Raw genomic sequence first — 18,935 nt, forward strand, 5'->3', positions numbered from 1 at the left:
GTAGTACGTTGGTAGGTCATCGAGCAATTTCCGGCCTCCTGTAGGTTATTTATCAGGCTGAGATTCAAGTACGATTCCGGGCGGATAGTATTTATTACCCCCTGAGAGGGGTACGGGAGGTTCCACTCCCCGTTACCGAGACATGACCGATTCAGAGTACCCCTGGCGAGACGAATCGCTCCTCTACGAACTCTACTGGGAACAGGAGTTGAGTACGGGGTCGAGAGTTTATAACGCATTACGGGGGAACCGCGGAGGGAGGTGACGGAGCTTTGACCGACCATATCTGTGACTACTGCGGCGAGTCGTTTGCGACCTCCAACGAGTTGGGTGGCCACGTAACCGCGGTCCATCGTCGCGACCAGATCGTAACGGACCCGGACGTAATCCTCGACGATCTTCGGCGTGTCGCAGACAAATTAGGAAAACCGCCGACAGCAAAGGAGATGAGCGAGCACGGGGAGTACTCCCAGCGCGTCTGCCAGAACAAATTCGGGAGCTGGAACGAGACACTTCGTGAGGCTGGCTACGCTCCGAATCGGAAATTCCGACTCACCGATCAGGATCTGCTGGACGAGATTGACCGCCTTGCGGAGCAGTTTGGTCGCCCGCCATCGAGTGGGGAGATGGATCGGGTTGGGGAGTATCACAGATGGACGTATGACCACCGGTTTGGCGGGTGGGAAGAAGCACTCAACGAAGCTGGCTTCTCACAACCACGGTCCTATCAGGAACGTTCAGAGATTCCATACGGGCCAAATTGGCCGAGGAAACGGCAGCAAGCATTGGAACGTGACGACTTCCAGTGCCAAACGCCGTGGTGTGGGATGACTCAAGCGGATCATCAAGAGCAGGTTGGGAAAGACATCTCTGTCCACCATTTGGTTCCGCGGAAGTTCTTCGTCGGCCCCGACGGGCAGTTTGACCACGAACAGGCGAATCGAGTCTCGAATCTCGTGACAGTCTGTTCGAAGCATCATCTCATCTGGGAAGCCGTCGCCCCACAGCGATTGGATGCGATTGTCGACGCCACACAGCCACCAGAGCGGGGTGGGCCGGAGGGTGTTACTTCCCCCCTACGAGGGAATGAGGGGTAACCCCCTCGTGAGTCAAATGCGAGAGACAGACGAGTCTATCCCGACGCCCGATACAGACGATTTCACGAACAGAGAACGGCTTCGCTGGCACCTCACCAGTGCCCTCGAAAGCGCCGAGTCGCCAGAGACGAAAGCCCATCTCCGAGGAGCCCTTGCTGCGTGGGAGAATCTCCCGCCGACACCACTTGTAGAGTGTCCGCTCTGTGGAAAAGTCGGGCTTCCAGAGCGAATCCAAGCTCACGAGTGTCAACAGTCGTAGCGTCGTTTTTTGCGCCTCGATGAGTGGAGGCGCAGATCAGAACGCTTCGCGCCTTCGGAGTACATATGAAAGACCCAGAGACAGCTACGGTCTTCGCAGGCCTCGATGGGCGAACCGACACCAAACTACCCGAGTGGTACGCCGAGCAACACGGTGGTCCCGAACCAATCAGCTTCAGTGAGGCGATTCGAAATCTCCCGCAGGCGGTCGATACAGCAGTCGCATATCGCAACCCGTACACCGACGAGTGGGTCGAGACGGAGCGGTTCAACGCAATCGTCGAGCCGTCCCGGTTACAAGCAGAAGCCGGCGGCGACACCGAGACGGAGTCACTATTTCACATCCCGACCGACTCGTACTCGATCATCAACCCGGTCGACGTCTACGGGCCGCTGGAGGAGGTCCTCCGCGAGGAGACCATCGACGGGACCCCGCTGGGCGAGGTGATGTTCGGCGAGATTCGACGCTACCGGGGCGGCGGCGAGGTCCACATGGACATCATGTTCGATGGCCTCGAGGTGCGCCTCCCCGGCCGGTCGGACCCGATCACGATGGGCGTCACGTCGGGCTACGACTTCTTCGGCGAGCACGCCGTCTACGTAGAGGGGTTCGCCCAGGACGGCTACTGTTCGAACACGATGCGCTCGCTCACCGACAAGGAGGTCATCAAGCACGTCGGCGACGTACGGAACTTCCGCACCTGGTGGGAGGAACTCCTCGCACAGGTCGAACTCGTCGCCGACGATCTCTTCGAGTTCATCCGGGACGCGCAGGACATCGACCTCGACTTCTCGGAGCTTCCGTTCACCGTCACGGAGTTCTACACCCTGCTGGGCTTCCCGGACTACCTAGCCGAGCGTGCCGCCGGCGATGCAGAAGCCAACGCCGCGTCACCGTTCGAGATCGATATGTGGACGCTGCATTCCGGCGCGACGTACGCCCTCACCCACTTCTTCCAGGGGAAAGAGGGGGCATCCCTCGATCAGTACGTCCGCATCGCCAACGACATCCTGTTCAATCCGGAAGGCACGATCGAGCGCGTCGAGCAGGCGTACGAGCAGCAGCTAGAGGCGGACGGGGACGACGGATCGCAGGCCTCGCTGGCCGGCGAACGAGCGCTGGCGAGCATCGAGCGAGTCAGCGACGACCTGCAGGAGAAAGTCGAGCAGTTCGAAGAGCGAGAGGACGCGCTGCGTGAGCGGTTCCAAGAGGCGATGGCCTGACGCCGCATCAGTGACGTAGTCGTCTGTTCTGTTTTTCTCGCCCTAGAGAGGTGGAGGGCTACTGAGATGGAACAGTCCACGATTAGCGACGGGAGTGACGACGAATTCCCACCCGAGAAACGTCTTGAAGCACCGAATTACCGATTGATCAAGGCCGGTATCGCGACGATTCCCGATATGGAGACCCTGCAAGAGTGTGTTGCCTACGAGAACGCTCACCAGAATCGGACGCAGATCCTTCGCCAGCTCAAGTGGAAGGCTGAAGAGCTACGTGAGGACGAAGAGTAAGCTCTGTTCTTAACCAACACACTCCGCGTTAATTCCCTATGGTTGGTTAAAACGCTGTGCCTCGGTTTTTCAGGCCCCTGAACGGGTGCGGGGCAGCCAGTAGCGGCCCTGCGAGTTCAATATGCCCCCGATTTGAGTCCAGACTCCAGCACAGACATTCAAATACCAAGCGGGGACCAAACTGAGTGATTCACTCACATCCAAATTATGGGCAAGAAGCTCTACCCAGACGAAGAACTTCTCAATCGCCTCCAAGAGTTCGCTGCGGAACTCGGGCGTCCCCCGTCGCAGAATGAGATGAACGACTCGGGGCCTCATGCCGCACGGACCTACGCAACCCGGTTCGGCTCGTGGAATAAGGCACTCAAGACTGCTGGCCTGGAGACAGGCACAAACGAACCGGACGGGCGACCACCGACCCCAGAGGAGGACCTCCTTGCGGACCTCAAGGCGGTTGCCGAAAGTGTCGGGGAGGCCCCATCAGAGCGAATCTACAGACAGCACGGCGAGTATTCGGTGAAAACATACTGTAAGCGATTCGGCGGGTGGAATTCGGCGCTACAGGCGGCTGGTCTTGAACCAAGCGTTGAAATCAATCTCTCTGAAGAGACGCTTATTACTGCCCTACAGGAGTTTGGTGAGGATCTGGGTAGAGCACCGACATCGGATGAGATGGACCAAGATGGTCCATACACAGCGGCTCCATACAAGCGAGTATTCGGAACGTGGAATCAAGCTCTTGAGCAAGCCGGTCTGGGAATCCACTCTACGTGGGGTGTGAGCGAGGAAGATCTGATAGCTGAACTCAAGAGACTCAACGAAGAGTTGGGACACGTTCCCCGTAAGGGTGAGATGCGAGATCAGGGAAAATGGAGCGGATCGATCTACCAGAAGCGGTTCAGTTCCTGGAACGAAGCCCTGACAGCCGCTGGCTTCGAGCCGAACGAGCGGTGGCGAATTCCGCGGGAGGATTTATTGACCGAATTGCGAGACCTCGCAGAGGAGTTGGGGCACCCGCCGACGACGGGTGAGATGCTTGAACACGGGAAATTCACGACCCAGCCGTATCAGCGCGTATTCGGAACGTGGCGAACAGCACTGCAGGCAGCCGATCCAGACTATCTAGAGAACTACCGCCAATCAGATACCGAGACGATTCCGTTTGGCTCGGACTGGCCACAGATTCGGGAGGAGATCATCGCCCGTGACAACGATACCTGTCTCCAGTGTGGGATGGACCGCGAAACACACCGAGACCAATTCGGGCGTGATCTCCATGTGCATCACCGGATTCCACGACGACGATTCTACAACGATCCAAGTCGGTCAGTCGACGATGCAGATATTCCGAGTAATCTACTGACACTCTGTATTCCGTGTCATCGGCGTCTCGAACGAATGCCAGTTCAGCCAGTAGTTGAGTGATCTGACGAACGCAGATTCGGGCTAGTCGCTCGTGAGATTATTAGTAACTGACAGCAGTCGCGTGCTGAATACACAGCGCGAGTCTATGGCTGGGTATAGCGGTACAGGACATACCCCAGTAGAGCAAGAGACAGGAGTACGAGAGCAATATCCAGCAGGCTGACCATGTCCGGGAATGGCCCACCGGGGTGCGCTTGTAACAGCATACGTCTGGGTTTCCCCGGTCAAATATCAATCTTCTACCAGCGTATCGTTCGGAGTGAGTCGAGGATTTCAGGTGCTGAACACACCCTCTGTATACAGCAGGGTTGTTGAAATATGTCAAATATAGACCATACCACTATGACCTGCTTCAGATTTATCGCCGGCGGGCAGAGCGTCTACATCCCGCCGGCGTGACTTAGCGACCTGTTTTTCGAGCCCCGGGAGAGGGCGGAGGCTCGGTCGTGAGCCTTCGTCCAGAGGTGACTTTCCGTGAGTCAGCAACAAACTGCAGACGACGTTTCAGTCGATGAGATTCCAATCGATATCTCGAACACCCAGTCCGGGGATATCGATCCCGCCGATGTCCCCGACGAAATCGAGTCGATCACCCGTGGTCTAGCGAGCGAACAGCCGCCGACGAATCCCATAGTGGTCCTCAAAGCGGCTCGGTGGTGGTACATTCACGGCAAGGGCGGCACGGATCCTGCCTTCCAGTGGGCCATCGAGTGGGCACGTCACCTTGCGACCGACACCCCCAGTGACGTCGAGCGATTCGACGAGTTCCTCGAGTACCTCGTCACGGTCGGCTTCGCTGACGAGACCCACGAACTCCGCTAACCAAGAGGGCGGTTTTTGTTCGCCCCAGAGGGGTGCGGCGCGTTCTGAACTGATGCAATCGTGGTAAACTCGATTCGGTGAACACAATGGCTACGACCAGTGACTCGTCGGTCTCCTTCGAGGAGACCGACACGCGAGACGACGAGATGAACAGCACCATCGAACAGTGGATCGACGAGCTCGTCGCCGGCGTTGACGACGCGCAGGCCAGCGAGGAGTTCCAAGAGTGGCTCGACGTCCAGAGTCGCTTCCACGACTACTCCTACCGGAATACGCTCCTCATCAAGCAGCAGTGTCCCGAGGCGAGCCGGGTTGCGGGCTACCGGACGTGGCAGGAGGAGTTCGATCGCCACGTCACGGAGGGCGAGTCGGCCATCTGGATCTGGGCGCCGATCATCACCAAGCAGTGCCCGGAGTGCGAGAACTCGCCGAGCTACCACGAGGACAGTGACTGTGAGTACGACGAGACGCCGCCCGAGGAGTGGTCCGAGGGCCTCGTCGGGTTCAAGCCCGCGCCGGTGTTCGATGTCTCCCAGACCGAGGGCGAGCCGCTTCCTGATCTCGACACGGAAGCGACCGGGGACGCCGGCAACCTCGTCGAACAGTTGACTGACGCCGCTGACGACCTCGGCGTGACGGGGCGAATCGTTTCAGAATCGGAGTGGACCCACGGCGAGGCGAAGGGCATCTGCGAGCAGCTGAGTCTCGTCGACGTTCAGCCGCTCGTCGAGGTGCGTGATCGGGAGAACGAGGCCGACCTTGCGCGGACGCTGATTCACGAGTACGCACACGCCCTGCTCCACTTCGATGTCGACGACGACACCGAGCGGGCGAAACGCGAAGTCGAGGCCGAAGCCATCGCGTACGTCGTCGGGCGCTACTGCGGGCTCGACACGAGCGGATCGGCGTTCTACCTCGCTGCTTGGGAGTCGGACGATCCCGAGGTCGTTCGCGAGCGCCTCGGCCGGATTAGTCGAACGGCAGAAGAACTCATCGACGTTCTCGAGGACGAATCCTCCTCCCAACCTAATTAACCAACAGATTGGTGGATCCCTTCCGCTCTGTTGGTTAAGTTTTTCTGCGCCCTCCGAAGGGCGGAGGCGCGTTCTGACCTCCGTCGAATGATGACTGAACCCTATCTCACGACGGTCCTCGAGGAAGCCGAGCACGTCGCCGAGCAGCACAATCAGGTCGCCCGAACGACAGACAACCAAGCCCACGAGTACCTCCGATACGCCGTCCTCCGGGTGCTCGAAGGCGAGTCGGACCACCTCCCAGCAGACTGGACGCCGATCGATGGCGTGACAGTCGGCTACGGGAGCGACGAGGCGATGTACGACAGCTGGGGCTCCAGCGAAGACTGGTGGGAAACTGTCCCGCCCCAGGAGGCGTGTACCCGATTCCGGGTGTTCTTCCCGGACGACCACCAGACGGTCCCCCGTGACATCGTCGACGTGATGACCGCGATCGGTGCCTGGCGCGTCTGGACTGGGAGCGCAGCCGCCTGTGGCTCCTACGACCATCGCGAGCGCCGCGAGGTCCACTACCTCTGGCCGGAAGGCCATCCGGTTGAGGAAGTGCTCCACGAGCGGCTCAGTGCCCCTGCGGTAGCCGTCGCTCCCGACGGTGGCCGAACGGGTGACGTTCGCGACCGACTGGTCGTCGACGAGAACACACAGTCGCAGAATGAACTCGAGCCCCGCACGAGGCGTGCCGTCGCCGAAGCGATGGACGTCTCACTCCTCTCGAAAGGTGGCCGCTACGAGGTGCAGTCCGCGTCCGGCAACAGGTACGAAGTCGACGTCATCGACAAATCGTGTACCTGTCCCGACTGGCAGCAGCGCTCACCCGAAGGCGGCTGCAAGCACCTGCGGCGCGTCGATCACGAGATCAAACGGGGCCGCGTTCCCCGACCAGACGGCCGCCTTCCTTCCCCGTAGTCGTGACCGGACTACTCCACAGGACGGACTGTGTCGCCATCCCGACGGATCCGGTCGAACGTTGAGAGATACGCGATCCGGTCGTGAACCTCGTCGGTATCCAACTCTAGTTGGGCGGCCAGTTCATCGACGGTCATTGGCTCGTCGAGTGCTTGGAGGACTTCGAGCCCCCGGTAGTACCTATTCGTGAGCTCCTGGACGCGGTCCTCAATCGGCGTGGTCACCCCGTACCGTTCCTCGAGTTCGACCAAGGCCTCATTCGCGAACGTGGCGAACTGATCGTCACCCAGGCGTTCGATCTGGGCTTCGAGTTCATCCCGGACGACGTCGTAGTCGAGGCCAGCCTGTACGAGCATATTCATGTCCTCGATGTCGTCGTCGCGACCGGCGATCGCCTTGAACAGGAAGATATCCTCGTTACTGACCAGCCGGACCGTCAGTCGATCTGTGTTGAGAAACGGCTCGCTGCGCTCTTGCATCCCGTCGGTGAGCACGAGCTTGTTCGCGACCTGCTGGTTGAAGATGTCGAGGCGACACCCATCGTCGTTCTCGACGCAACTCGTCGCCCCCAGCGCCCGATAATCTGGATCCAGCGATTGAACCTCCGCATACCCGAGGTCCATCAGGACGGCCCACAGCTGGCCGTATGCGTCGCCGTCCGGGACGACCAGGTCGATATCTTTCGTCGCCCCCTTGAGGTCGCGCAGCGACATCGCGCCACCACCGATCAGGTAGACCGTGAGCGGTTCAGATAGCCCGTCCCCGATTCGCTGGAATTCGTTCTCGATGTACTCACGTCCGAATGTTGGTCTCATTGTGGTAGTGGTACCTCGTAGTCAGCCGCCAGCTCCTGGAACTCGTCCCACTCCGGGAGCCGGGCATCGTCGACCTCGCCGTGCGTCTCGAGGTAGCGCAGCAAGGCGTCGATTTCGTCTTCGAGGCCATACGTCGCCGCCTGCTCTCGGAGGTCCGCCTCGTCGACGTCGACGTGACTGAGGAGAAGGAGACAGTACGAGCGGTGGCGGCTTCCGTCGTCGATCAGCAGCGTGTGACAACACAGCTCCGCCGGCGAGACGGCGTCGATCTCCTCGGAGTAGACGTAGTAGCGATGGCCGGTGAGCAGGAACTGGAGGTCGAAGGCCGCGAATCGAGCGAGGCCGGTTTCGTGGAACGCCTCCGCGTCGATCTCCGTCTCGGTCTGGGCAAGGAATTCGTCGTAGCCCTCCCAGAGAATTGTGCCCTTCGGGGCGACGGCTTCGAGGCGTTGGCGATGCAGATGGTGTGCGAGTTCCCGGGCGAACTCGTGGAGGCGGTCGAAATCGGCGTTGAAGTCATAGCGGCCGTCGTCCGTCCCGACGAGCCCGCGGTCGCGAAACCGTTTGAGGACGCGGTTGACCGTGTTGCGGTAGTTGTCGCTCCGGTCGGCGATTTCGGAGACGGTTCGCGGCTGGTCGAGATAGTACAGCACCTCGAGTGTCTTCCCGGTCAGCAGCTCGGGGAACTCGATGTGGGAGTGCTGGCGGACGAGGTCCCGATAGAGTTTGACGGCGCGAGCATCCGACGGGACGACTCGTTTTCGACGGCCGTCGCGTTCCGTGTAGACGAGCCCCTTCTCGACGAGGTCGCCGACGGCACGGGAGAGATAACTCTCGCTGTGGTCGAGCTTCGTCGCGAGGTCGGAGATCGTGTCGCCGCGGTCGACCGTGGCGAGGACCTCGAGTTCGATGCGCCGGAGCACGGTGTAACATAGTACGAAACTTGTATATAAAGAAGTTTCGAGTAGTGTTACATCCAGCGATCGCGAGAACCGTCTCCATCGTCTTAACCAACAAGACTATGGGATCGTGGGCCGTGTTGGTTAACACGAGAGGAGCCGATGTCCTACGAACTCCCGACCCCACCGGCGAAACTCCCGACGGAGATCGTCAACACGCTCAACGAGTCAGACCCGGAGCAGCTCCGAGACGTTGCGACGTACGCTGAAGCGCTCGCCGAGCACAAGGAACGGAAAACTCGGCTCGAAGAAGAATCAGACGACGCCGACATCGAGGACCGTCCCGATGATCTCCCGGACGACGTCCCGACGAAGGCGACAATCACGATCAAGGAGATCAATGATAACCGGTACTACTACTGGCAGTGGAGGGAAGGAGACAAAATCAAATCCAAGTATAAGGGGCCAGTCAATCCCGACGAGTAGGAGGGTATCCGGCGAGGTTTCGAAGGGACTACCCCCCGTGTGCGATATGAATTGGCAGAAGGCATCGAGTCGGCACCCTCCGTGTGCAAGATGAATTGACTCTCATCGACGGACGCCCCGTGTGAGAGATGAATCGAATGATAGATCGCGGTGGACGACACCCCGTGTGCGAAGTGAAATCTTGCGTACCCTTGTCAGACAGTTCTAGTAAAATTGACTACTATTCCGTCGGAGCCACACCCCGTGTGCGAAATGAATCCGACGCCGGCGTCGAGGACTCTTCGAGTTAGTTACCCTCGAAGAAATCCTCTATCTGCGCGTTGACAACGGACCGGATCAAATCTTCGTCGTGTTCCACTTCTTCGAGCCGAATATCGGCTTGAAGCGTCTCAGCGACTACTTCTGGGTCGTCGACAAAGGTGTACTCCTTGTGGACACCACTTCCGTAGCCTCGTCCTCGTTTCTCCGATGTGACGAAGTTGTAGGTCTCGGCCTCACTCATATATCGTAGGTAGGAGTCTCGTGACTTCTCGTCGGCATCGAGGAGATCGGTGAGATACTGATATACGCGGTATGCAACCGTGCTAGGAACAGCGTTCAGGTTTCGTTTGGAGTGGACTGGGACGATTGCAGTAGCGTACAGCGAGAGCTTCTTTTGCGTCGAGAGCCCCTGCATCTGGGTTAACGTCCGATCGCGTTCGGCTTCTTCCTGGGCGTCGCGAACGTGCTCTTCACGAATCGTGTCTTCGCCGGCTCGGTCCGCTATCTCACCGGCTTTCCTGAACAGATCAATTGCCTTGCGCGCATCACCGTGGTCTTGGGCGGCGAACGCGGCACTGAGGGGAATGATGCCGTCCTCTAGAACATCGTCTTGGTATGCATCACGACGTCGCTCGAGAATCGACTGCAACTGGTTCGCGTCGTAGTCGGGGAAGACAACATCTTGCGGATTGAATGAACTCTCGGCCCGGCCATCCAGATCTTCCATAAACCGGGGATCGTTCGTGAGCGCAGCGACGGAAACGTGCCCCTCGATGCGACCGAGCTGTGACGCTCGCGACAGCTGGTAGAGTAGTTTCGAATACGCCGGCTCATCGTTCGGATCTCGCTGCCGACCGACTAGAAGATCGACCTCGTCGAGGATGATGATGACCGAGTCGAAATTGTTGCTCAGAATTTCGTAGAATCGATTGAGCTTCTGATCCGTCGAGATACCGCTCTGCGGTATGCCGACATCGACGCCGGCTTCGTGCGCTGCATTTTTCGCCAAGCGATAGACAGCGCGGTCGTGCGATTTGATTGTCTGGCAGTTGATTTTGATGACGCCGAACCGGTCCCCTTGTGAGTTCGCGAGTTCAAGAACCTGCTGACAGACTGCGTTAATGATGAGCGATTTCCCAGTGCCCGACGGCCCGTAGAGAAGCATATTGGGCGGTCGATTTCCTTGCAACGCCGGCCGAAGATAGGTGATGATGTCGTCCAGCTGGTCATCGCGACCGACAATCCGGTCCTCGTCGATGACAGCGTCGGGATCGAGCAATCCCTTATCCTGAAAAACAGAATTCTGAACGCCCTCCTGAAGACGGCCTTTGATAGATTGTGAGAGGGATTGTTGATCGTCGCCGTCAGCCATGTTTGCGGATTAGGTCGAGACTATAAATAAATATGGGTACCGTGTGCGAGGTTAAATCAGCTGTATTCAGCCGATAGAGGCAGTTTCAAAGAGGGTGTGCGGTTAAGACCATGAACCGCGGGCGAAATCAATTGCTCGAAGAGACCCTCCGTGTGCGAAGTGAAATCAGGTACACGTCGAGGATAGCGACCGCCGTTTCGTCAGAGAAAGCAACCGTCGATGGGCCTACCCCCCGTGTGCGAGATGAAACACTGGACGGAATTATGAGTCGAATGAGATCGACGAGGTCGGTGGGAGGTGGGACACTCACGGTAACCCGCCCCCACACCCCGTGTGCGAGATGAATTTATCGAAGGGGTGTGGCCGGAGTAGCGCTGGCGATCACCCAATATCGGAGAGATAAGCCACGATCAGCCGAGATAACGGAGGAACAGGCCAGTAGACGTTCCGAGTAACTCGCCGAAGAACACGGTCTTGTCACGAAATATACTGTTTCGTTTCGACCGACCTTAGGGCCACTACGGTTCCGGTTGACAGAGTGGCTATGTAAAGGTTTCCCTGAAACATAGTCCTCCGTCAGTTGTGCCTTCTCGTCTTCTCTATCCCGTAAAATCGGTTAATACGGTACTTTCGACGCAGCTCTCCGTGATTACCCCCTCCCACCGTTCTCCGGATTTCATATCGCACACGGGGTGTGGGGGTTCACGACTCGTCTTTTCGGTGATTAACCAACGTTCTCCGGCCAATCGCCTTTATGTTGGTTAATTCTTTTTCGACTCCATGAACGCTGTCAGCTCTGGCGCCCGTGTCTCCGAGAGCGCTCGACGAATGTCTGACCGGGTCCTGTCTAATGGTGAGAGAACGCCCTCGACAGCTCTGATGAGTTCCGTCTCGTAGTAGTCCGGATCGTACATCTCGACTTCCTCGTGAGCCAATGCGACCCGCTCTCGCGAGGTCTTCCCATCGTCAACGACGACGTACTCGATGTCCTGTCCCGGATGGATGGCGAGGTTCTGGTCACGAGCGCGCTTCAGCGCCGCCACGTTCTGCGTGTTTTGGGTGTAGCCTTCGAGTGGTTTGGATACACGATTCCGTTCGACGAGCTGCTCAATCGGGACCCGACCAGCGTGTAGCTGGTCGATTGCATCCTGAAGACATCCGAGCACCGCGTCCGGTGACCGAGTCGCATCGAATCGATTGAGGCACTCTCGCTGAACTCTTTCGATGAAGGGTGGCGTCGAGCGCTGCCGGGCTTCGATCCCTCTCAGTTTGAACTCGTCGTCGCCGGCGACCTTCCCGAAGTACTTCGTCAGCGCGCCGGCGTCGCTCTCGCGCTGCGGGACGAACGCCACCCAGTCGTAGTGGGCTTCGTGTTCGAGCCGAATTTCGACGCCTTCCGTAATCTCCGTCGCTAGCGTCTCGAGGTTCTCGCGATCCTCGTCGTCGATGTCGGGGTCTGGCGTCACCCAGATGGAGTCGACGATCCCGTGGACGACGCGCCAGCCGCCAGCTTCCAGTCGCTGTTTCGCCGTCAGTAGAATCTCCCGAGCGAACGCGTTGATCGCTTCGTGGCACTCGATGCGGCCGAACTTCGCGTTGCTGAACCCCTGATACCCGAAGCAGGCGACGAGGATCCACTTTAGCGCTCCCGACCGCCCTTCGAGTTCAGCCAGGCGGTCCTCGTCGGGATCGTCCCGTTCCTTCTCACGACGGATGGCCGCCTTGATCTCGTCGCGTGCGTTGATGATTGGCTGTAGCACATCGACGAGGTAGCCCCGGTCGTCGCAGATCGAGTATTCGAGCCCGGGGACGTCGTCGCGGTCGCCGTGGCAGTCACACCGGATGACGTCCGGTGAGACGTTCCGGGTACAGATGATGTTCGGGTACAACGAGGAGAAGTCGAGTTCGTGGACGTTCTCGTGAAGGCCGACCTCGGGGGCAAAGATGAAGCCGCCGCGGTCGGCGTCGTGGAGCGTCCCCATCGGCTTGTAGAACTCGTGGCGCCAGGAGTTCCACGGGACGAGGACGCCGCGGTCGTGGGCCTCACAGATTTGAATCGCGGTGAGGACGTTCCCGATCGACGCCCACGCGAGCTCCTGGACGGGCTTTTTCGAGCGCGACACGAGGCCGAGGACGCCGTCGAGGTTCGTCTCCCCGTAGAAGAACGTGTTCGACTCGTCGATGATCGCCCGGCCGGGCACGTTGTACCGCGCCGGTGAGTGACCGACGCGACCGTAGCTTGAGTACGTCGACCGGCTCGCGAGCTGCTGGTAGTCGACGTCCGGCCACCGACTCAGCGAGAAGTCGTTGACGCCGGCGTCCGTCGCCATCTCGTACAGCGTCGGGACGATCTCGCTCGTCGAGCAGACCAGGACATCTGGATCGTGCGCTTCGAGCGCCCCCTGGACGGCGGTCAGGATATCCGTCGGCGAGCCGGTGACGGTGTCGCCAGCGACGGATAGTTCCTCGTAGACGTCGTTGCTCGTTTCGGTCACCGGAACACTGAGCCGGAGCGTCGACAGCTCGCTCGCCGGCGTCGGATCGGCGCCGGTCTCCAGACAGTACCGGAACTCTCGCGAAAAGTCCACGTTGAAACAGGCGAGATCCCCGACTGGATAGTCCGACAGCTGGCGCGCCTGCCGGGCGAGTGGAGTGACGCGATCGATGTGGGCAACGTCGACAGCGAGAACGGCCTCCTCGTCTCGTCGAAAGCCGGGGCGTCGCGCCACCAGTTCGGTCGCGACGACATCCGGGTGCTGGTCGTACACCGATTGGAGCGTCGTGAGGTCGATGTCGGACGCTGGGTCGCGAGCGGCGACGTAGAAGCGTGGGGTGTAGTCATCGCGCTCGGTCGCGACGGCGCCGTCGGCGGTTGCCTCCCACTCCAGGACGCGGCCGTCGTTCAGAAAGTCGATACTGAACGGCATCGTCACGGGTTCGCGTCCGGTGGGGCACTCTCCTGGTCATCGCTTGTTGCGACCGCGGCTTCGAGTTCCTCGAGGCGCTCTTCGTGATCGTCGAGGCGTCCCTCCTGTTCGAGATCGATGCTGAGCAGCGCCGGCAGCAGCGGGTTTTGGTGGTTCAACAGCCCGCTCGCGTCGGCGTGCTCGCGGGCGTACTCGAACAGCCGGTCGAAGCGCGGCTGGTCGCGACGCCGCAGTGCCCGGCGGAACTCCGCCCACCGCTCTTCGATGGCCCGCAGCGCATCTCGGTACGTCGGGTTCGTGCGCCCCATCGCTATCGGCCTCCTGTCCCGGTCGCCGTCCACGCATCGAGCAAGGGGTCCGCGGTTGCCGCCACCGTTTCACCGTCAGCTGTGACGCCCGTCCCGACACCCTCCGGGGTCGGCGTCGACGGCGTCGGCGTTGTCGGTTCCACGCCGACTTGCGTGGCGCGTGACGCGAGCAGCTGCCGCCAGTACGCGAACGTCGTCTGGTAGTACGCGCCGTCGTCGACGGGATAGACGAGCGTCTCGAAGTCCTCGCCGACGACTCGTGGGCCCATCCGAGTTTGCTCGCACTCGAGATGGTGGTCCGCGACCGTCTCGACTGGCTCGGTGAATTCGTTTCGTTCGTTTCGCGTAACGAGCACCGGGATGTCGTACCCATCGGCGTAGGTCGCTAACCTGGCGAGGGTGCGGGCTTGGAGGGTTTTCGCGTGGGTCTCGCCGAGGGTATCGTCGGTGCGATACTGGGCGTCGACGGCCGGGGCGACGATGAGGGCGGGCGTGTGGGGCGACGTGTCCTCGTCGTGACCTGGTGCCCGTCGACCGGCCGCGCCTGAATCGGCGGTGGACGTCCGAATCGACTTGTTCACCGCTGTTGGAAGATCACAGACCGTGCCGTAGTGCTGATAGGCGGTAAATCCGCGTGCCACATGGATTCGGTTGAGCAACCGTTGACTGGGGGCTATCTGCGTCAGCGTGGTCGTCGTCGCATGGCCGTTTGCGTCAATCCAGAAAGCGGGCCCGTCGTGCAAGAGGAGATGATCGAGTACCAATGACTGAAGAATCGGAACACCCCGATCACCTTCGACATCGAGGAGTGTGATACCGTCCTCAAGGGAGGGAAGCAGCTTTCCGTCCGTCGCGGGATCGGCTTGATTAGCCAGATTCTGGTTGCGGTCAGCGCTCCGTGTTGGCTGGTCTACTGCCAATCGGTTCGACGTCGATGTGGACCGGTCGGGCATACTCCCGTAGATGGCCACGTACCAGATAAGCCGCGGCGTGTCGCTTCCGCATTTCCAAGGAATGACTGAGTAATGCGGTACATCGGACTCAGGCGCTGGCTTTTGGCGATCGTCTGAAGGTTTCCGAGAAGGCTTCCAGAATGACCTTAGTTCGGATAGTTCGTAGCAAGTGGCCCCAACCTTTCAGGTTGGGTCTGAGCGACAATACGGCCCGACAATCCAGGTGCTACGGCTTGTCTGCATGTTCCACCGCCTCTAGACCGGCTTCAATAATCTCTTGATAGGCTTCTTCGAGGTCCTTGTCCTCTTGTTCGGCGTAGTCTTTCACCCGCCCATTCAGTGTGTGCGAGATGTCGATGTTCGGTCGCATTGTTTTTGTCCAAAAGACATTTAGACATTCAGGAACAAATGTCTGTTGTCGTGAGGCGAACCAATACGTTCGCGGTGCGACCGCTCTCCGAGCAGGATGAGCAACTGCTCCGTGAGCTGTTGGACGCCTCCGCCAGCCTCTGGAACGAACTGAACTACGAGCGCCGCCAGAACTTCTTCGACGGCAACTCCGTATGGGATACTGACGACTACCGCAAACAGTACGTCGGTATCCTCGGCTCCGCTACTGCCCAACAAGTCATCCGTAAGAACAGCGAGGCGTGGCGGTCGTTCTTCGCCGCCCGGGAAGATGGCGAGGACACAGCCCCTCCCGGTTACTGGGGCAACGAGGAAGCCGGTAGAGAGTTGCGGACGTACATCCGCAACGACTCCTACACCATCGAAACTGGTGAACGGAGTCGCCTCGAAATCCCGGTCGGCCAAGACCTGAAAGATGAGTACGGACTTGGCTACTACGACCGCCTGCGGCTCGAAGTCTGCGGCGCTCCCAAGTGGGACGGCGAACAGGGCCGATTGGAACTGTACTTCGACGAGATCGACGACACGTTCAGAGCCATTCAACCTGTCACTGTCCCGGATTCTCGACAGGATTCACCACTAGCCGACGAATCGGCTGCTCTGGATGTAGGCGCGAACAACCTCGTCGCTTGTACCACCACCACCGGCCAGCAGTATCTCTACGAGGGACGCGACCTTTTCGCCCGCTTCCGTGAAACCACCGAAGAAATCGCGAGGCTCCAATCGAAACTCCAAGAGGGCCGAAACAGTAGCCAGCGGATTCGATCCCTGTACCGCAAGCGAACGCGCCGCCGCGACCACGCCCAAGACGCTCTCGTGCGGAATTTGATCGAGCGACTATACGACGAAGGTGTCGATACGGTGTACGTCGGCGACCTTACGGACGTGCTGGTGGACTACTGGAGCGCGGAAGTGAACGAGAAAACCCACCAGTTCTGGGCGTATCGCTCGTTCATCGATCGTCTCGCCACGACCGCCGAGGAGTACGGTATCACGGTCGAAGTCCGCACAGAAGCATACACGACGGCGGAATGTCCAGTGTGTGGCGAACGAGAGAAGACGGAGCGGGACGGCGACGTGTTCCGCTGTTCGTGTGGCTACGAGGGGCACGCCGACCTCGGTGCGTCACGGACATTCCTCGAACGACAGGCTGGCGTGAATCTGGACGTCGGGTCGATGGCACGGCCTGTGCGCCTCAAGTGGGACGACCATATCTGGTCGGAGTTATCACGCTCTCCCGAGAGGGCCAGTCCCAACGAGGAGCGCACAAACCGGAGTACCCGCACGGGGAAACTTGCCTCCGTGGGTGCGGCATAGCCAATATCCCCACCGGAGGAATCCCATTCCCCTAAGGATGGGAGGATGTCAATGGGCGCGATCTGGGCGAGTGTACTAGTTGTCCACAGTCCCGATACACTTCGCCGTGGCGCTTCCGCGTTTCAGGAAAGCCACGAGATAGATGGTAGCCCGCTCTCGGTCGTCGTGTTTCTGCGGACGATTGACTATTTCCGCTGCCGCTCAGTTAACCAACACGCCGAATTTCTTGGGCCGTTTGTTGGTTAAGAATATCGGCGCTGACGAGGCTCCACGCGACCACGTTGAAGATGCCTCCTCCCGAATTTCCCTGTATGTGTGGCCGAAACTCGCTCTTCATCGACCAGGCTGACCTCGAGGCCCGCTTCGACGCCGAGGTCGTCACGGATGGTGGGTATACACCACGATACAACATCGCGCCTGGCGACGACCTCCACATCATCACGAACGAGGCTCCAGGCGAGATCGACGCCTACCACTGGGGCCTGATTCCGTTCTGGGCGGACGAGCCCGAGGAGGGCATCATCAACGCTCGCTCCGAGACTGCCGACGAGAAACGTGTCTTCGAGAGGGCATGGGAATCGCGCCCCTGTCTCGTCCCCTCATCGGGCTTCTACGAGTGGAAATCGCCAAACTGCGGGTCGAAACAGCCCTACCGGATTTACCGTGAAGACGACCCTGCCTTCGCGATGGCCGGGCTCTGGGACGTCTGGGAGGGCGACGACGAGACGATCTCGTGCGTCACTATTCTCACGACGGAGCCGAACGACTTGATGGACTCCATCCACGACCGGATGCCGGTCGTCCTCCCACAGGACGCTGAGTCCGACTGGCTCACCGCAGACCCGAACACCCGCAAGGAACTGTGCCAGCCGTATCCGAATGACGATCTCGACGCCTACGAGATCTCGACGCGAGTTAACAACCCCGGCAACGACGATCCCCAGGTCATCGAGCCGCTAGACCACGAGCAATCTGGCCTCGGCGAGTTCAGTTCCTGATAGCTGACGGGCTTACGGTCACTGCATCGGCGACGCCGCTGCCGAATCGACGAGCGAGTACTCTCGATCCCGACTCGTTCCCTCCGCCTCAAGGAGGTTGTACTGCTCCATCTTCGAGAGGTACGTGCGGATAGTCCGCTTCGTCCGTGGGTCATCGACCTCTTCGGAGTAGTGTTCGTGGATCTCGCTCGGTCCGACCGGGCCGTGCTCGCGGATGATGTCGTAGACAACGCGCTGGTGCGGCGTGAGCGAGTCGAGGCTCTTCTGCTTGATCTGGGCCCGAGCATCCTCGGCGGCGTCCAGGAGGATGTCGTCGGTGATGCGTTCGTGGTTCTCGCGATCTGCCTTGCCGGCGGCCGTTCGGAGGATGCCGATTGCGAGGCGGGCGTCGCCGGCGGCCGCGTCGGCGATACGATAGAGCTGGTCGTCGGTGATGACGTCCTCGTCGAGGCCCCACTTCGCCCGCGCACTCAGAATGTCGTACAGCTGCTCGTCGTGGTACTTGTCCATCCGGACGTGTTCGCTGGAGCGCAGGCGGCTCACGAGGCGGTCGTCGACGCGGCTGAACAGCTCCTCTTCCTTGTTCGCGATGCAGATGATCGCGAACTGCGGGAGGCTGTGGAGGTCGTAGATGACGCTAGGGTCTTCGAGCTGGTCGACCTCGTCGAGGATGACGACGGTTCGAGGGCCGTCGTGCTGTTGGAGGCGGTCGACGAGTTCGTCGTGCGGCGTCGACTGCCGGTGGATGTCGATGGTGGCGCCGAGGTCGTCGAGGATCTGGTAGAGCGTCCGAAATCGGGTGTAGTTACGCCAGCAGTTGACGTAGGTGGCCTCGACATCGAGGACCTCTTCTCGAAGTCGTTCCGTGACGAATTTCGAAATACACGTCTTCCCTGTCCCGCTGGGTCCGGTGACGATAGCTGTGTCGGCTGGTTCTCCGTTCGTGATGGGTTCGAGAACGCTGGAGAGGTGGTTGACTTCGGCGTCGCGATGCTCAACTTCCCGAGGGACGAACCCAGCGCGGAGTACGCGAGCATCGCGGATCATCTGTATCTGGTAGACTACTTTCTGGTCATAAAAGTGTAACCGGGGTGTTTCCGGAAACGCTCTTGCCTAGGAGATTGGTTCGAAGATTGC

General features: G+C 59.8%; 18 protein-coding genes. 10 read left to right on the top strand and 8 right to left on the bottom strand.

The features are described from left to right. Window positions 1–272 precede the first annotated feature (272 nt). From MUG95_RS16585 to MUG95_RS16615, 7 genes are all read left to right on the top strand, one after another. Window positions 273–1,097, top strand: coding sequence for a homing endonuclease associated repeat-containing protein (locus MUG95_RS16585; protein WP_247010733.1), 825 nt, complete (start codon window positions 273–275; stop codon window positions 1,095–1,097). A 324-nt stretch (window positions 1,098–1,421) separates the two neighbouring features. Further along, the gene (locus MUG95_RS16590) at window positions 1,422–2,579 is read left to right on the top strand and encodes a hypothetical protein (protein WP_247010734.1); all 1,158 of its coding nucleotides are present in this window, start codon (window positions 1,422–1,424) and stop codon (window positions 2,577–2,579) included. Window positions 2,580–2,645: 66 nt separating this feature from the next. After that, entirely contained in the window at window positions 2,646–2,867 is a 222-nt protein-coding gene (locus MUG95_RS16595) for a DUF8129 domain-containing protein (RefSeq protein ID WP_247010735.1), read from the top strand. Window positions 2,868–3,074: 207 nt separating this feature from the next. After that, window positions 3,075–4,292, top strand: coding sequence for a homing endonuclease associated repeat-containing protein (locus MUG95_RS16600; protein WP_247010736.1), 1,218 nt, complete (start codon window positions 3,075–3,077; stop codon window positions 4,290–4,292). Between the two features lie 474 nt (window positions 4,293–4,766). Next, entirely contained in the window at window positions 4,767–5,114 is a 348-nt protein-coding gene (locus MUG95_RS16605; protein WP_247010737.1) for a DUF8013 domain-containing protein, read from the top strand. An 86-nt stretch (window positions 5,115–5,200) separates the two neighbouring features. After that, window positions 5,201–6,148, top strand: a complete 948-nt coding sequence (locus MUG95_RS16610; RefSeq protein ID WP_247010738.1) for an ArdC-like ssDNA-binding domain-containing protein — start codon at window positions 5,201–5,203, stop codon at window positions 6,146–6,148. Window positions 6,149–6,238: 90 nt separating this feature from the next. Then, entirely contained in the window at window positions 6,239–7,054 is an 816-nt protein-coding gene (locus tag MUG95_RS16615; protein WP_247010739.1) for a hypothetical protein, read from the top strand. An 11-nt stretch (window positions 7,055–7,065) separates the two neighbouring features. Here the strand turns inward: MUG95_RS16615 and MUG95_RS16620 are convergent, their stop codons facing one another. Beyond that, window positions 7,066–7,869 (bottom strand): DUF6036 family nucleotidyltransferase, encoded by an 804-nt coding sequence (locus tag MUG95_RS16620; RefSeq protein ID WP_247010740.1) that lies wholly within the window; start codon window positions 7,867–7,869, stop codon window positions 7,066–7,068. After that, window positions 7,866–8,792: a helix-turn-helix transcriptional regulator gene (locus MUG95_RS16625; protein WP_247010741.1), complete on the bottom strand. Its 927-nt coding sequence runs from the start codon at window positions 8,790–8,792 to the stop codon at window positions 7,866–7,868. The genes MUG95_RS16620 and MUG95_RS16625 overlap by 4 nt, the downstream gene beginning before the upstream one ends. A gap of 138 nt (window positions 8,793–8,930) precedes the next feature. Between MUG95_RS16625 and MUG95_RS16630 the strand changes: the two genes are divergently transcribed. Then, a complete protein-coding gene (locus tag MUG95_RS16630; RefSeq protein ID WP_247010742.1) occupies window positions 8,931–9,254 on the top strand; it encodes a DUF6788 family protein in 324 nt (107 codons plus the stop codon). A 286-nt stretch (window positions 9,255–9,540) separates the two neighbouring features. Here MUG95_RS16630 and MUG95_RS16635 read toward each other — a convergent pair whose 3' ends face one another. The 5 genes from MUG95_RS16635 to MUG95_RS16655 all read right to left on the bottom strand — a co-directional run bounded on the left by MUG95_RS16635 (window position 9,541) and on the right by MUG95_RS16655 (window position 15,445). Then, window positions 9,541–10,887, bottom strand: coding sequence for a Cdc6/Cdc18 family protein (locus MUG95_RS16635; protein ID WP_170084373.1), 1,347 nt, complete (start codon window positions 10,885–10,887; stop codon window positions 9,541–9,543). Between the two features lie 761 nt (window positions 10,888–11,648). Continuing rightward, entirely contained in the window at window positions 11,649–13,814 is a 2,166-nt protein-coding gene (locus MUG95_RS16640) for a type B DNA-directed DNA polymerase (RefSeq protein WP_247010743.1), read from the bottom strand. A 2-nt stretch (window positions 13,815–13,816) separates the two neighbouring features. Further along, entirely contained in the window at window positions 13,817–14,122 is a 306-nt protein-coding gene (locus MUG95_RS16645; RefSeq protein WP_247010808.1) for a DUF8156 family protein, read from the bottom strand. Between the two features lie 2 nt (window positions 14,123–14,124). Then, window positions 14,125–15,075 carry a hypothetical protein gene (locus MUG95_RS16650; protein WP_247010744.1) on the bottom strand — a complete coding sequence of 317 codons (951 nt, stop codon included), beginning with the start codon at window positions 15,073–15,075 and terminating at the stop codon, window positions 14,125–14,127. Window positions 15,076–15,301: 226 nt separating this feature from the next. Next, window positions 15,302–15,445: a hypothetical protein gene (locus MUG95_RS16655; RefSeq protein WP_247010745.1), complete on the bottom strand. Its 144-nt coding sequence runs from the start codon at window positions 15,443–15,445 to the stop codon at window positions 15,302–15,304. A gap of 38 nt (window positions 15,446–15,483) precedes the next feature. Between MUG95_RS16655 and MUG95_RS16660 the strand changes: the two genes are divergently transcribed. Together MUG95_RS16660 and MUG95_RS16665 are read left to right on the top strand one after the other, a co-directional pair. Continuing rightward, window positions 15,484–16,800, top strand: a complete 1,317-nt coding sequence (locus MUG95_RS16660) for an RNA-guided endonuclease InsQ/TnpB family protein (protein WP_247010746.1) — start codon at window positions 15,484–15,486, stop codon at window positions 16,798–16,800. A gap of 311 nt (window positions 16,801–17,111) precedes the next feature. Further along, window positions 17,112–17,798, top strand: a complete 687-nt coding sequence (locus tag MUG95_RS16665; protein ID WP_247010747.1) for an SOS response-associated peptidase — start codon at window positions 17,112–17,114, stop codon at window positions 17,796–17,798. 18 nt (window positions 17,799–17,816) lie between these two features. Here MUG95_RS16665 and MUG95_RS16670 read toward each other — a convergent pair whose 3' ends face one another. Continuing rightward, on the bottom strand, window positions 17,817–18,845 hold the full coding sequence (locus MUG95_RS16670) for a Cdc6/Cdc18 family protein (RefSeq protein WP_247010748.1): 1,029 nt from the start codon (window positions 18,843–18,845) through the stop codon (window positions 17,817–17,819). Window positions 18,846–18,935 lie beyond the last annotated feature (90 nt).

The organism is Halorientalis litorea, assembly GCF_023028225.1.
In the GTDB taxonomy this organism is placed as follows: Archaea; Halobacteriota; Halobacteria; order Halobacteriales; family Haloarculaceae; genus Halorientalis; species Halorientalis litorea.

Excerpts from the sequence above, each read along its gene's own strand:
- MUG95_RS16590 (WP_247010734.1), top strand. The coding sequence starts at position 1,422 with ATGAAAGACCCAGAGACAGCTACGGTCTTCGCAGGCCTCGATGGGCGA.
- MUG95_RS16595 (WP_247010735.1), top strand. The coding sequence starts at position 2,646 with ATGGAACAGTCCACGATTAGCGACGGGAGTGACGACGAATTCCCACCC.
- MUG95_RS16600 (WP_247010736.1), top strand. The coding sequence starts at position 3,075 with ATGGGCAAGAAGCTCTACCCAGACGAAGAACTTCTCAATCGCCTCCAA.
- MUG95_RS16610 (WP_247010738.1), top strand. The coding sequence starts at position 5,201 with ATGGCTACGACCAGTGACTCGTCGGTCTCCTTCGAGGAGACCGACACG.
- MUG95_RS16615 (WP_247010739.1), top strand. The coding sequence starts at position 6,239 with ATGACTGAACCCTATCTCACGACGGTCCTCGAGGAAGCCGAGCACGTC.
- MUG95_RS16620 (WP_247010740.1), bottom strand. The coding sequence starts at position 7,869 with ATGAGACCAACATTCGGACGTGAGTACATCGAGAACGAATTCCAGCGA.
- MUG95_RS16630 (WP_247010742.1), top strand. The coding sequence starts at position 8,931 with ATGTCCTACGAACTCCCGACCCCACCGGCGAAACTCCCGACGGAGATC.
- MUG95_RS16635 (WP_170084373.1), bottom strand. The coding sequence starts at position 10,887 with ATGGCTGACGGCGACGATCAACAATCCCTCTCACAATCTATCAAAGGC.
- MUG95_RS16640 (WP_247010743.1), bottom strand. The coding sequence starts at position 13,814 with ATGCCGTTCAGTATCGACTTTCTGAACGACGGCCGCGTCCTGGAGTGG.
- MUG95_RS16645 (WP_247010808.1), bottom strand. The coding sequence starts at position 14,122 with ATGGGGCGCACGAACCCGACGTACCGAGATGCGCTGCGGGCCATCGAA.
- MUG95_RS16650 (WP_247010744.1), bottom strand. The coding sequence starts at position 15,075 with ATGCCCGACCGGTCCACATCGACGTCGAACCGATTGGCAGTAGACCAG.
- MUG95_RS16655 (WP_247010745.1), bottom strand. The coding sequence starts at position 15,445 with ATGCGACCGAACATCGACATCTCGCACACACTGAATGGGCGGGTGAAA.
- MUG95_RS16660 (WP_247010746.1), top strand. The coding sequence starts at position 15,484 with ATGTCTGTTGTCGTGAGGCGAACCAATACGTTCGCGGTGCGACCGCTC.
- MUG95_RS16665 (WP_247010747.1), top strand. The coding sequence starts at position 17,112 with ATGTGTGGCCGAAACTCGCTCTTCATCGACCAGGCTGACCTCGAGGCC.
- MUG95_RS16670 (WP_247010748.1), bottom strand. The coding sequence starts at position 18,845 with ATGATCCGCGATGCTCGCGTACTCCGCGCTGGGTTCGTCCCTCGGGAA.